Origin of the sequence: Rhodomicrobium sp. (assembly GCF_047605405.1) — a bacterium.
Lineage (GTDB): Bacteria > Pseudomonadota > Alphaproteobacteria > Rhizobiales > Rhodomicrobiaceae > Rhodomicrobium > Rhodomicrobium lacus.
The window spans coordinates 33,925-47,210 of record NZ_JASGFR010000017.1; the positions used below are offsets into that span (position 1 = coordinate 33,925).

General features: G+C 64.8%; 11 protein-coding genes. 8 read left to right on the forward strand and 3 right to left on the reverse strand.

The window, feature by feature from the left end; genetic code table 11:
- Positions 1 to 50 precede the first annotated feature (50 nt).
- The 5 genes from mutS to QM659_RS08725 all read left to right on the forward strand — a co-directional run bounded on the left by mutS (position 51) and on the right by QM659_RS08725 (position 7,689).
- Positions 51 to 2,882 (forward strand): DNA mismatch repair protein MutS, encoded by a 2,832-nt coding sequence (mutS, locus tag QM659_RS08705; RefSeq protein ID WP_415188119.1) that lies wholly within the window; start codon positions 51 to 53, stop codon positions 2,880 to 2,882.
- Positions 2,883 to 2,986: 104 nt separating this feature from the next.
- The gene (locus QM659_RS08710) at positions 2,987 to 4,123 is read left to right on the forward strand and encodes a cupin domain-containing protein (RefSeq protein ID WP_415188120.1); all 1,137 of its coding nucleotides are present in this window, start codon (positions 2,987 to 2,989) and stop codon (positions 4,121 to 4,123) included.
- A gap of 127 nt (positions 4,124 to 4,250) precedes the next feature.
- Positions 4,251 to 5,174: an AEC family transporter gene (locus QM659_RS08715; protein WP_415188121.1), complete on the forward strand. Its 924-nt coding sequence runs from the start codon at positions 4,251 to 4,253 to the stop codon at positions 5,172 to 5,174.
- Between the two features lie 215 nt (positions 5,175 to 5,389).
- Positions 5,390 to 7,474 carry a carbon starvation CstA family protein gene (locus tag QM659_RS08720; protein WP_415188122.1) on the forward strand — a complete coding sequence of 695 codons (2,085 nt, stop codon included), beginning with the start codon at positions 5,390 to 5,392 and terminating at the stop codon, positions 7,472 to 7,474.
- Between the two features lie 20 nt (positions 7,475 to 7,494).
- Positions 7,495 to 7,689, forward strand: a complete 195-nt coding sequence (locus tag QM659_RS08725; protein WP_127076775.1) for a YbdD/YjiX family protein — start codon at positions 7,495 to 7,497, stop codon at positions 7,687 to 7,689.
- A 32-nt stretch (positions 7,690 to 7,721) separates the two neighbouring features.
- Here the strand turns inward: QM659_RS08725 and QM659_RS08730 are convergent, their stop codons facing one another.
- The gene (locus QM659_RS08730) at positions 7,722 to 8,630 is read right to left on the reverse strand and encodes a DMT family transporter (protein WP_415188123.1); all 909 of its coding nucleotides are present in this window, start codon (positions 8,628 to 8,630) and stop codon (positions 7,722 to 7,724) included.
- 126 nt (positions 8,631 to 8,756) lie between these two features.
- Here QM659_RS08730 and QM659_RS08735 point away from each other — a divergent pair, with 126 nt between their 5' ends.
- Positions 8,757 to 10,046, forward strand: coding sequence for an adenylosuccinate synthase (locus QM659_RS08735; protein ID WP_127076777.1), 1,290 nt, complete (start codon positions 8,757 to 8,759; stop codon positions 10,044 to 10,046).
- A gap of 3 nt (positions 10,047 to 10,049) precedes the next feature.
- Here QM659_RS08735 and QM659_RS08740 read toward each other — a convergent pair whose 3' ends face one another.
- Both QM659_RS08740 and QM659_RS08745 read right to left on the reverse strand, forming a co-directional pair.
- Complete coding sequence (locus tag QM659_RS08740; RefSeq protein ID WP_415188124.1) at positions 10,050 to 11,168, reverse strand: M20 family metallopeptidase; 1,119 nt, start codon at positions 11,166 to 11,168, stop codon at positions 10,050 to 10,052.
- 143 nt (positions 11,169 to 11,311) lie between these two features.
- Positions 11,312 to 12,250 carry a glycine--tRNA ligase subunit alpha gene (locus tag QM659_RS08745; RefSeq protein ID WP_303487495.1) on the reverse strand — a complete coding sequence of 313 codons (939 nt, stop codon included), beginning with the start codon at positions 12,248 to 12,250 and terminating at the stop codon, positions 11,312 to 11,314.
- 206 nt (positions 12,251 to 12,456) lie between these two features.
- Between QM659_RS08745 and QM659_RS08750 the strand changes: the two genes are divergently transcribed.
- Positions 12,457 to 13,017: a CDP-alcohol phosphatidyltransferase family protein gene (locus tag QM659_RS08750; RefSeq protein ID WP_415188125.1), complete on the forward strand. Its 561-nt coding sequence runs from the start codon at positions 12,457 to 12,459 to the stop codon at positions 13,015 to 13,017.
- Positions 13,008 to 13,265, forward strand: a complete 258-nt coding sequence (moaD, locus tag QM659_RS08755) for a molybdopterin converting factor subunit 1 (RefSeq protein WP_415188126.1) — start codon at positions 13,008 to 13,010, stop codon at positions 13,263 to 13,265. The genes QM659_RS08750 and moaD overlap by 10 nt, the downstream gene beginning before the upstream one ends.
- The last annotated feature ends 21 nt before the right edge of the window (positions 13,266 to 13,286 follow it).

The window sequence follows — 13,286 nt, forward strand, 5'->3', positions numbered from 1 at the left end:
TTCGGTAAGCTTGCGGCTCGCGTGCGTGAGTCGCGGCGGCAGGGGCGGGAATGTCATCCATCAGGCAAAAAGGCGTTGCGAAAGCGAACCCCGGCGGCAACGCCGAGGAGCCCCGCGCGCGCACTGAGCAGGCGCGCCGGCGACCGGAAGCGCGCACTGCGACCGACACTGAAATGCGCACGCCCGACACCGTTTCCCCGGAAACGCGCGCCACGCCGATGATGGCGCAATATCTCGACGTCAAGGCGAAGAACCCGGATTTCCTGCTGTTCTATCGCATGGGCGACTTCTTCGAGCTGTTCTTCGACGATGCGGTGAAGGCCGCGAGCGCGCTCGGCATCCAGCTTACGAAGCGCGGCAAGCATGCCGGCGAGGACATTCCCATGTGCGGCGTGCCCGTCGCGCGCGCGGACGACTACATGCAGAAGCTCATCCTCAAGGGCTTCCGCGTGGCCGTGGCCGAGCAGCTCGAAGACCCGGAGCTTGCGAAGAAGCGCGGGCCGAAGGCCGTCGTGCGCCGCGACGTGGTGCGGCTTGTCACGCCCGGCACACTCACAGAGGACGCGTTGCTTGTCTCGGGCCGCAACAACTTCCTCGTAGCGCTCGCAAAGGCGGGCAAGGGCGCGGCCGCGCGCTACCACATCGCAGCTCTCGACATCTCGACGGGCGAATTCCTTCTGTCCGAGGCTTCCGCGCCGGACCTCGGCGGAGAACTGTTGCGCCTGCGTCCGGCCGAAATTCTCATCGCGGAAGACGAGCTTGGCGACGAAGCTTCGAAGGCCGCCGCCGAGGTTTCGGGGGCCGCGCTGTCGCCGCTGTCGCGGGCCTGCTTCGGTCGCGCCAAGGGCGAGCGAGCGCTGAGGGAAGCGTTCGAGGTGGCCGCACTCGACGGGCTCGGCGATTTCACGGATGGCGACCTCACCGCCATTGGCGCGCTCCTGCATTATGTTAACCTCACCCAGATGGGCGAACGCCCTGCCCTTCGCCCGCCGCGGAGAGACGAACCCGCCCGCCTCATGGCCATCGACGCGGCGACGCGCGCGAGCCTCGAACTCGTGCGCCCGAAGAACGAAGGCGCGCCGACGGTTTTCTCAGCCATCGACCGCACCGTGACGGCGGCGGGCGCGCGCGAACTCATGAGCCGCCTCGTCTCGCCCTCGGCCGACGCGAGCCTCGTCAACGAACGGCTCGACGCGGTGGCGGCGCTGATCGAGGACTGGGCCTTGCGCGAGCGCATCCGCCATATTCTCAAGACCGCGCCGGACATGAGCCGCGCGCTGTCGCGGCTGAAGCTCAAACGCGGCGGTCCGCGCGATCTCGGCGCGATCCGCGACGGTCTGCGCGCGGGCAGCGAAGTGGCCGCCCTGCTCGCGGCGTCTCCGGCACAGCCCGCGCATCTGAAGGAAGCGACGGCCGCGCTTGCCGCGTTCACAGGCGATGAGCTGGGGGGAAGGCTGGCCCGGGAGCTCGACCGCGCCCTCGTCAGCGTCGTGCCCCTCCTGACCAGGGACAGCGGCTATATCGCGGCCGGGTTCGACGCCGCGCTCGACGAGCTTCGCGAGCTTGCATCGAGCAGCAAGATCGTGCTCGCGAAGCTGCAAGCCGACTATGCCGCCCGGACCGGCGTCAAGACGCTGAAGATCCAGTATAACAACGTCTTCGGCTATTTCATCGAGGTGAGCCCCGGTCAGGCTTCCGCGCTCATGAGCGAGCCGCATTCCGCCTTGTTCCGGCACAAGCAGACGCTGGCAAGCGCCGTTCGCTTCACCACAGACGAACTCGCGGCGCTGGAAAGCCGCATCCTCACCGCGCAGGGCGACGCTCTGGCGCGCGAGCAGACGCTTTTCGCCGAGCTTTCCGATGCCGTGCTCGAACAGGAAGACGCCATTGCTTGCGCGGCGCAGGCGCTCGCCTGCCTCGACTGCGTCGGCGGCCTCGCCGAGATCGCGCAGGCGCAGAATTATGTGCGGCCACGTGTCGACACATCCCGCGCGTTCCTCGTCGAAGGCGGGCGTCATCCGGCGGTGGAACAGGCGCTTGTCCGCGAAGGCGGCGCGTTCATCGGCAATGACTGCCGCCTCGATGGGGCGGGCGAGCGCGCGCCGGGCTTCCTCGTCGTCACCGGCCCGAACATGGCCGGCAAATCCACCTATCTCCGCCAGAACGCGCTGATTGCCGTGCTCGCGCAGATGGGCTCCTATGTGCCCGCGACCTCGGCGCATATCGGCGTGGCGGATCGGCTCTTTGCGCGTATCGGCGCGGCGGACGACCTCGCGCGCGGGCGCTCGACGTTCATGGTCGAGATGACGGAGACCGCCGCGATACTCAACCGTGCAACCGAGCGGAGCCTCGTCATCCTAGACGAGATCGGGCGCGGCACGGCCACCTTCGACGGCCTTTCCATCGCCTGGGCCGTGCTCGAACATCTCCACGACGAAACGCGATGCCGGGGCCTCGTCGCGACGCACTATCACGAGCTGACACGGCTTGCCGACGACCTGCCGCGCGCGGGAAACGTCCGCATGGCGGTCACGGAATGGAAGGATACCATCGTTTTCCTGCACGCCGTGGAGTCCGGCCCGGCGAACCGCTCCTATGGCGTTCAGGCCGCGAAGCTTGCGGGCGTGCCGAAGCAGGTGGTGACACGCGCAAAGCAGATCCTCGCGCAACTCGAAGCGGGCGCGGGGCCGCACGGACCGCTGACACTGCCCACCGACATGCCGCTGTTTTCCGCTCCCGCCGCGCATCACGCGGCAGACGCGCAGCATCCCGTGCTTGAGCGCCTTGGCGCGCTCGACGTGGACAGTCTTTCTCCGCGGGAAGCTCTCGACCTTCTCTACGCGCTCAAGAAAGATCTCCAAGTGACGGATGCGACTGGTTAAGACGTCCTTTACCTGCGTTTACCTTTCGCGACCTGTTCCATAACGCGCGCTTTTATCCTGAAAATTACAATGTCCGCAACAGGCACCGATTCAGGAGAGCAAGCATGGATACCATTTCGACTCCGCAACCCATCAGAGGGGATAAGGGCGCAACCGATCCCGGTCCGCGCAACGTCGAACTGGACCTGCAAAATCCGGATATCTTCACGCCGCCGGAGACCGACCACGGCTCGCTTCCCAACCTCAAATTCTCGTTCTCGCTCGCGCATAACAGGCTCGAAGACGGCGGCTGGGCGCGCGAGATCACGGTGCGCGAGCTTCCCGTGGCGAAGTCGATGGCGGGCGTCAACATGCGGCTCGGGCCGGGGGTCGTGCGCGAGCTTCACTGGCACAAGGAAGCCGAATGGTCCTACATCACCGAAGGCAAGGCGCGCCTGACCGTCGTTGACGCCCAAAACAGCGTCTTCATCGACGACCTCTCGCCGGGCGACATGTGGCTCGTTCCCGCCGGTATCCCCCACTCGATCCAGGGCCTCGAAGAAGGCACGGAATTTCTGCTCGTCTTCGACGACGGCGCTTTCTCCGAAAACGAGACGCTTCTCGTCACCGAACTCCTTGCTCACACGCCGCGAAGCGTCATCGCGAAGAATTTCGGCGTCGGCGAGGAGCATTTCGCGAACATACCAAAATCCGAGAAGTACATCTTCCGCCTGCCGGTGCCCGCCCCGCTCGACGTCGTCCGCGCGCAGCTTCCCGACAGACCGCCGAAACGGCCCTACACCTATCACGCCTCGAACCTGAAGCCGGATCGCTTCCCCGGCGGCACGATCAAGACGATCGATGCGAGCATCTTTCCGGAAACGACGCTGTCGGCGCACGTCATCGAACTTGAGCCGGGCGGGCTCCGCGAGATCCATTGGCACACGGACGCCGACGAGTGGACCTATTACCTTTCGGGCCTGGCCCGCGTGACCGTGTTCGATGCGACCGACAAGGCCCGCACCTTCAACTATGGCGCGGGCGATGTCGGCTTCGTGCCGCGCACCATGGCGCACTATGTGGAGAACATCGGCAACACGCCGGTGCGGTTCGTCAACGTGTTCAACAGCCCGCACGACAGCGACATCTCGCTCAACCAGTGGCTGGCGCTGACGCCGCCGGACCTCGTCCGCGGCCATCTCAATGTCGACGACACGTTCATCAAAGCGCTCCGGCGCGAGCCGAGCCCCATCACCCGCTGACAAGCCTCATGGGCGGCGCGCTCGGCGCCGCTCTCCCTTTCTTCTGCCTCTGACATTTTCATCGCGCTCGAAGCAGCAGGCCGTCGCCTTCTGCGGAAGCGCTGAGTCGCGTGCTGGAGCGCCATTCATGTTTACCGAAATCTTTCAAGACGTTGCATCGATCTTCTTTGTTCTGTTCCTCGGCTACTGGGGCGGAAGAAGCCTCGCCTTCACGCCAGAGCAGACGGCGGGCTTCGGCAAGCTCGTGCTGAACTACGCGCTGCCAGCGACCCTTTTCGCCTCCATCGTCAAATCGACTCGCGACACGCTGCTGTCCGACCTGTCACTGCTTTACGCGAGCCTGATCGTGCTTCTCGGTTGGACGGCGATCTCCTTCGTCGTGGCGAAGGGCGTTTTCAAGCATGACCGGGGCGCGGGCGCGATCGCGAGCCTCAGCGCCAGTGCGCCGACTGTCGGCTTTCTCGGTATCGCGGTGCTCGCTCCGATCTTCGGGGCCGCTTCGGCCTTGAGCGTTGCGATCATGTCGCTCGTCGTCAACGTGCTTCAGGTTCCTTTCGGCATCTTCTGCGTCGCGCCCTCGGGCACGAAGCCCGCCGATGCGCTGGTCAAGGCCATCAAGCAGCCGGTGGTGCTCGCGCCGCTCCTCGCCGTGGTGCTCGTGCTGGTCGGGCTTCGCGTGCCGTCCGAAGCACAGCCGATGCTTGAACTTATCGGCCACGCAACATCGGGGGTGTCCTGCTTCGCGGCGGGGCTGACGCTCGCGCAACACAAGTTTCATTTCAATGTCGAGGTTGGCTGGAACACGCTCGTCAAGCTCGTGCTCATGCCCGCCACGATGCTCGGTGTCGGCCTCTGGTTCGGCATGTCCGGCGACAAGCTCCGCGAAGTCGTTCTGCTTGCCGCGCTGCCGTCCGCGATGAGCGGCGTCATTATTGCCATTCGCTTCCAGACCTACATGCAGGCTGCGGCTTCCACCCTCGTGATGACCTCGATCCTGTTCGCCGCCGCCGCGCCGATCTGGATGTATGTCACGGCTCGACTCGCGGGTTGACCGAGCTTCTCCCCCGCATCCGTTACGCGCCGTCGGATCTTGCTTCCGGGCATTTTCCACCGATCACGAAATTTTAGATCGCTGGAAACGCGCCTCGGATGCACAGTCGTCCGACTTTATCCTTTCTTGCGCAATGATGCGGCCGTTTGTCATATTCGCAAGAGCGGCAAAAGGGCAAAAGGAACCGCCTAATGATGCGGCACCGGGAGGAAAAAATGAGCACCGAAGCTGGCGCTTCCTTATCGATCAGACAGATCTTGTTGTGGCTTCTGGTGGCGATCGTCGGGGCGGGCTCGCTCGGCGTCGTGGCGCTTTCGCGCGGCGAACCCATCAGCGCCGCCTGGCTCGTGGTCGCCGCGCTCTGCGTTTATCTCATCGCCTATCGCTTCTACGCGCTGTTCATCGCGCGTCGTGTGCTTCGCGTCGATCCGAACCGGCCGACGCCCGCCTGGCGGCACAATGACGGCCTCGATTATGTGCCGACGAACCGCTACGTGCTGTTCGGCCATCACTTCGCGGCCATCGCGGGCGCGGGTCCCCTCGTCGGCCCCGTGCTCGCCGCCCAGATGGGCTACCTCCCCGGCACGCTATGGATCCTCGTAGGCGTCGTGTTCGCAGGCGCCGTGCAGGACATGATCATCCTGTTCTTCTCGACACGCCGCGACGGGCGCTCGCTCGGCGACATGGTGCGCTCGGAGATGGGGCCGGTCGCTGGCGGCATCGCGCTTATCGGCGTGCTGCTGATCATGATCATCCTGCTGGCCGTGCTGGCGCTCGTGGTGGTGAAGGCGCTTGTCGGCTCGCCCTGGGGCACGTTCACGGTGTTCGCCACGATACCGATCGCACTCTTCATGGGCGTTTATTCGCGGTTCCTGCGGGTCGGTCGCATCGGCGAAATGTCCCTCATCGGCATCGCGCTTCTGCTCGCGGCGCTCATGTATGGCAAGGTCGTCGCGGAAGATCCGGCGCTCGCGCATTACTTCACCCTCTCCGGCGAGCAACTGGCGCTCTGCATCATCGGCTACGGCTTCGTTGCGTCCGTTCTGCCGGTGTGGCTGCTGCTCGCGCCGCGCGACTACCTCTCCACCTTCCTCAAGATCGGCACAATGGGATTGCTCGCCATCGGCATCCTGATCGTGCGGCCCAATCTCGAAATGCCCGCCGTCACGCAATTTGTCGACGGCACGGGCCCCGTCTGGGCTGGCAGCCTCTTCCCGTTCCTGTTCATCACCATCGCCTGCGGCGCGGTGTCGGGCTTTCACTCCCTGATCTCATCCGGCACGACGCCGAAGATGATCGAGAACGAAAGCCAGATCCGCTTCATCGGCTACGGCGCGATGCTGGCTGAATCCTTCGTGGCCATCATGGCGATGATTGCCGCTACGGTCCTGCATCCCGGCGTGTATTTCGCCATGAACAGCCCCGCCGCGCTGATCGGCACCGACGCTGTGAGCGCCGCGCAGGTGATTTCGAACTGGGGCTTCGTCGTCACGCCCGATCACCTGACGCAGCTCGCCAAGGATGTCGGCGAAAACACGCTTCTGTCGCGCACGGGCGGCGCGCCGACGCTCGCCGTCGGCATGGCGCAGATCCTCGCCGGCTTCCTCGGCGGCCAGACCATGATGGGCATCTGGTATCACTTCGCGATCCTGTTCGAGGCCCTGTTCATCCTGACGACGGTGGATGCCGGTACGCGCGTCGCCCGTTTCATGATCCAGGACAGCATCGGCAGCGTCGTTCCGCGCTTCAAGAACACGGAAAGCTGGGCGAACAACGTCATCGGCTCCGCGCTCGCGGTTTCGGCCTGGGGATACTTCCTCTATCAGGGCGTGGTCGACCCGATGGGCGGCATCAACACGCTGTGGCCGCTGTTCGGCATCTCGAACCAGATGCTCGCCGCCATCGCGCTGATCCTGTGCACCGTCGTCCTGTTCAAGATGAAGCGCGAGCGTTACGCGTGGGTCACGCTGATCCCGACGACATGGCTGCTCGTCTGCACCATGACGGCGGGCCTCCAGAAGCTGTTCCACCCCGACCCGAAGATCGGCTTCCTCGCGCAGGCGGCCCGCTTCGAGACCGCGCTCGCGGAAGGCAAGATCCTCGCGCCTGCGAAGTCGGTCGGGCAGATGAACCAGATCATCTTCAACAACTACGTGGACGCGGTCATGTCGGGCCTGTTCGTGCTCGTCGTCGCATCGATGGTGGTCTTCGGTGTCGTCGCCATGTGGCGCGCGCTCGGCTCGCCGAAGCCGACCGCCATCGAGATCGGCGGTGGTCCGCTGCCGAGAGCGGCCGAGTAACGGGAGACAGGAAGTACGTCATGCAGCAGAAAGCCGGTTTCTGGAAAATGGCGGCCCAGACCGCCCGTCTCATGGTCGGCATCCCCGACTACGAGACCTATCTCGAACATCGGCGCGCCCGCCACCCGGGCGAGCCCGTCATGTCGTGGGAGGAGTTTTTCAAGGAACGGCAGGACGCCCGCTACAAGGGCAAGGGCCGCTTCCGCTGCTGCTGACGTGAAGTCGGCATCCAACCATTGAGAGGCCGTCACGCCTTTACGGCGACGGCCTCCCGCTTTTTCCGGGTGCCGAGCAACACGCCTGCCACGATGAGCGCGAAGCCCGCCGCGTGGAACAGGTGAAGCTGTTCGCCGAGCGCGAGAGTCGCCAGCAGCGCTCCTAACACCGGCACGAGGAACAGGAAAAGGCCCGTGTTCGCCGGGCCCATGAGTTCGACCGAGCGGTTATAAAAGACGTAGGCCAGAATGCTCGGAAAAATCGACACGTAGATGATGGCCGCCACCGCCGCTTCGTCCCAAACGGGCCGATAGCCCGCGCTCCATTCCCAAGCCATGAGAGGTGCATTGCCGACCGCCGCCACGGCGTAGGTTACGAAATTGAAGCTCTGCCAGCTGATGCTCGGCCGCAATCTCACGCAGGCCGTGTAGATCGCCCAGGACAGCATCGACGAAATGATGAACACGTCGCCGGGGTTGAAGCGAAACGACGCGAGCGAGGCGAGGTCGCCTTTCGCGATGACGATGAGCACGCCCGCGAAGCCCGACGCCAGCCCCACGATCTGCAACCGCCCGATGCGGTCGCCGAACAGCGCCCATGCGGAAAGCGCAATGAACATCGGCCCAGCCGCGTTGAGCACGAGCCCGTTGAGCGCCTCCGTCGAGGTCAGGCCGATATAGGACAGCGTGTTGTAGGCCCCCGCCCCGATCGCGCCCAGAAACAGAAGAATGGCCCAGTGCTCGCGGATCGCGGCACCATCGCGCTTGAGATGTGCCCACGCAAATGGCAGAAAGATCAGCGTCGCCAGCGTCCAGCGCAAACAGGCCAGCGTGATCGGCGGAACATGCCCCGCGATTGCGCGCCCGAGAACGAAGTTTCCCGCCCAGAAGATCGTAGTCAGCGTCATGAGAAGACGCGGCCGGTCGAAGAATGGCGTCAAGGCAAGTTCCTTCAGGTAGGGATCTGGACGAGCGACGATTTGGTTTCAAGCCCATGCGCGCCCGGCATGGCAATGTCTTGTGGCATGGGCTAGATTGGGCGCTTTGGAAGACATCCGGGGAACGAGATGGCAAATGTGGTCGTGGTCGGCTCGCAATGGGGCGACGAAGGTAAAGGCAAAATCGTCGATTGGCTATCCGAACGCGCGGACATCGTGGTGCGTTTTCAGGGCGGCCACAATGCCGGACATACGCTCGTCATCGACGACAAGACCTACAAGCTTTCGCTTCTGCCCTCCGGCGTCGTTCGCGGCAAGCTTTCTGTGATCGGCAATGGCGTCGTCGTCGATCCGTGGGCGCTGGAGCATGAAATAGCAGAGGTTGCGAAGCTCGGCGTTAACGTAACACGCGACAATCTCCGCATCGCGGAAAATGCAACGCTGATCCTTCCTCTCCACCGCGAGCTTGACGCGCTGCGCGAGAACGCGGCGGGCGCGGGTGCCATCGGCACGACGAAACGCGGCATCGGCCCCGCCTACGAGGACAAGGTCGGCCGCCGCGCGATCCACGCCGTCGACCTGCTCGACCTCAAGACTCTGCCCGCCAAGATCGACCGTGCGCTCGTGCATCACAACGCGCTGAGGCGCGGCCTTGGCCAGCCCGAGATCGACCGCGACGCGCTCCTTGCCGAACTCGTCGCCATCGCGCCCAAGATCGCACCCTATGTCGAGCCGGTCTGGCAGCTTCTCGACCGCTACAAGCGCGAAGGCAAGCGTATCCTGTTCGAGGGCGCGCAAGGCTCGCTGCTCGACGTCGATCACGGCACCTACCCTTACGTGACATCGTCCAACACGGTCGCGTCCAACGCGGCCACGGGGTCGGGGCTCGGCGCAAGCTCCATCAATTATGTGCTCGGCATCACGAAGGCCTACACGACGCGCGTCGGTCAGGGACCGTTCCCCACCGAACTCACCTGCGAGGCGGGTCAGCGGCTCGGCGAACGCGGCCACGAATTCGGCACCGTCACCGGGCGCGCGCGCCGCTGCGGCTGGTTCGACGCCACGCTCGTCCGCCAGACGATCAAGGTTTCCGGCATGAACGGCATCGCGCTGACGAAGCTCGACGTGCTCGATGGCTTCGACGAGATCAAGGTGGCTGTCGGTTATCGGCTCGGCCACGCCGAGATCGACCGTCTGCCGGCATCGCAGGAAGCGCAGGCGAGCGTGCAGCCGATTTATGAGGTCATGCCGGGCTGGCAGGAATCGACGCAAGGGGCGCGCTCATGGGCGGATCTGCCCGCGCAGGCCATCAAATATGTGAAGCGGCTGGAGGAACTGATCGAGGCGCCGGTGGCGCTTTTGTCGACGAGCCCCGAGCGCGCTGACACCATCCTCGTCCACGATCCCTTCCAGGATTGAAATCTATAGCCCGCACCAGCGCACGATGAGGTCGGTGTAGATCGCCTCGGCCTCCTCGATGCGCTGGACGGAGCACCATTCGTCGGTCTGGTGCGCCTGCTCCGGCTCACCGGGGCCGAGGATCACCACGGGCGGATTGCCCATGCCGGGCTTCAGCGCACCCGCATCGGTGAAATAGGGCGCGCCGCCGAATGTCGGTTCGGCGCCCGTCACCTCTCCCACCACATGAATGACGTCCGCCATCCACGGGTCGTTCGGGTCGGTCCATACCGGGTCAGCCGTGCTCGTGACGTGGAAGGACACGCACCCGCCTGCCGCGCGCGTGAAGCGCTCCACAAGCTCCTTGCGATCGAGGCCGGGCACGATGCGCACGTCGACGCCGATCCGCGCCTCGTCCGGCACCGAGTTCACGTTCATGCCGCCCTTGAGCCAGCCGACATTCGCGGTCGGGCGTCCGAGCACGGGGTGCGCGTCGCCCGAGAAGTCGAACTTTTCAAGCGCCAGGGCCGCGCGCGCCGCCTTGTAGACCGCGTTGACGCCCTGCTCAGGCATGGAGCCGTGCGCGGTCACGCCCTTCGCCACGCCTTCGAGCCAGAACACGCCCTTGTGCCCGGCAAGCGGGCGATTGGCCGTCGGCTCGCCGATGACGATCGCTCCGGCGGGCGGCAGAAGCCCGTGCTTCTTCATGTGGTTCGAGCCTTCGCAGCCGCGCTCCTCCCCCGCCGTGATGACGAGCACGAGGCCGGGCGTGCCTTCGAGACGCGGCGCGAGCTTCACCGCCGCCGCGACGAAAGCCGCGACGCCGCCTTTCATGTCGCTCGACCCGCGTCCATGGACACGGCCAAACGCCAGTTCGCCGCCGAACGGCTCGACCGTCCACGGCGCGGCACCCAGCGGCACGACATCGGTATGGCCGGAAAAGCAGATCGGGCGCTTCTCGGACGTGCCGCCGATGACGGCGATGAGGTTCTCGCGGTTCTCGCCGATGCACGGATGTTTGATCGAGAAGCCGGCCGCGTCGAGGATGCCGCCGAGATAGCGCGCGCACGGGGCTTCGTTACCCGGCGGGTTGACGGTGTCGAAGCGGATCAACTCTTGCGTGAGATGGATGGCGGAAATCATGCGGCTGCGCGCTCTTCTTGGCGGAAACGCACTACGCTACCGCATGTCGCCTTGCGCGGGAATAGCGGAAGCGGTTGCGCCGCTCATGCCGACCTGTGATCGCTCAATCTATCCATCTGCTTTGACGCCGCTATAACGCGAGCCTAAGCCGCGCCGCCGGCTTCCGTCTTGAGCCACGCCGCGCAGCACGCCTTCGCGAGGTCGCGCACGCGTAGGATATAGCTCTGCCGCTCGGTCACCGAGATCACGCCGCGCGCGTCGAGCAGGTTGAAGATGTGGCTCGCCTTGATGCACTGGTCGTAGGCGGGCAGAACCTGCAAATGGCGCGCGCCCTCTTCCTTCGGCTCGCCCGCCGCGAGCAGCGCCTTGCATTCCTTCTCGGCGTCGCGGAAGCGCTGGAGCAGGATCGCGGTGTCGGCGAACTCGAAATTGTGCCGCGAATATTCCTGCTCGGCCTGACGGAACACATCGCCGTAGAGCACGCGCTTGTCGTCGTCGCGGCCGTTGTAGTTCAGCTTGTAGACGCTATCGACATTCTGGATGTACATCGCGAGACGTTCGAGGCCGTAGGTGAGTTCGCCCGCCACGGGATCGCAGTCGAAGCCGCCCACCTGCTGGAAATAGGTGAACTGCGACACTTCCATGCCGTCGCACCACACTTCCCAGCCGAGCCCCCACGCGCCGAGCGTCGGGCTTTCCCAGTCGTCCTCGACGAAGCGGATGTCGTGCACGCGCGGGTCGATGCCGAGGCGGACGAGGCTTTCGAGGTAAAGCTCCTGAATGTTCTCGGGCGACGGCTTCAGGATCACCTGAAACTGGTAATAATGCTGGAGCCGGTTCGGGTTCTCTCCATAGCGCCCGTCCTTCGGCCGCCGCGACGGCTGAACGAAAGCCGCATGCCACGGCTTCGGCCCCAGCGCGCGCAGCGTCGTCGCCGGGTGGAACGTGCCCGCGCCCACTTCCATGTCGTAGGGCTGAAGAATGACGCAGCCCTGCTCCGCCCAGTAATGCTGGAGCGTGAGGATCAGATCCTGAAAGGAATGCGCGGGATCGAGCGTCGTCGTGGGCTTCACGTGTTTCATGGGGCTGAACCGATGGATGCGATTTGCGCGCACGGTAGCCGCGTTTTGGCGTCGGAACAACGCGTTTAGCGTTAGAAAACGCACTGCGAGCTTTGCAATAAACGTTTTTTGCGTTTTGAATGGATCCTCTCCGCATAGCGCAGCCGGTAGTCCAGTTTGCATTTGCCAACGCAGAGCTTATGTCAGCGGCGATGCAGCATATTACAATGCATATCGCGCCTGCGCTCACGCTCGCGAACCTCATCACGACGTCGCGCATCGCTGCCGCCGTGTTGCTCGCCCTTGCGGCGGTGAGCGGATGGCCAACGACGCTTGTCGCCGCGCTCGTCGCCTATGCCGCCGCTTCCGATGCGCTCGACGGCATGGCGGCGCGGGCACGCGGCGAGGTCACGGCCTTCGGCGCAATGTTCGACCAGTTCGCCGACAAGATCTTCATCGCGACCGCGCTCGCCCTCCTCATCGCGAACGGCGCGATCTCGGGCGCCGACGTGCTGGCCGCGCTTGCGATCCTCGCCCGCGAGGGCGCCGTTCTCGCCCTTCGCCATGAGGCACGGCGCAACGGCATGGCCGCTCCGGTGAGCGCGCTGGCCAAGGTCAAGACCGCCTCTCAATATCTCGCGGTGTTTCTCATTTTTGCCGCCGCCATCGAACCGCCGTCGCTTGTTCTCCTCGAAGCCGGCCTCGCCGCGCTGTGGATCGCGGCGGGTTTGAGCCTCTTCACCGCCGCCACGTATCGTCTTCGCATGCGGGAGCGCAAATGGACGTGACGATCAAATATTTCGCCTGGATGCGCGAGCGCGTCGGCGTGCCGGAAGAACGCGTCGCGCTGCCCGCGCATGTGGCGACTGTCGCGGACGTCGTCGCCTGGCTCGCGACGCGCGGCGAAAATTACGCCGCCGCCTTCGCGAAGCCGCACCTCGTCCGCGCCGCCGTCGATCAAATTCACGCCTCGCATGAGACTACTGTCTTAGGCGCGCGGGAAATCGCGTTCTTCCCACCCGTAACCGGTGGATGATATGACGTGCCCCAGCATCTT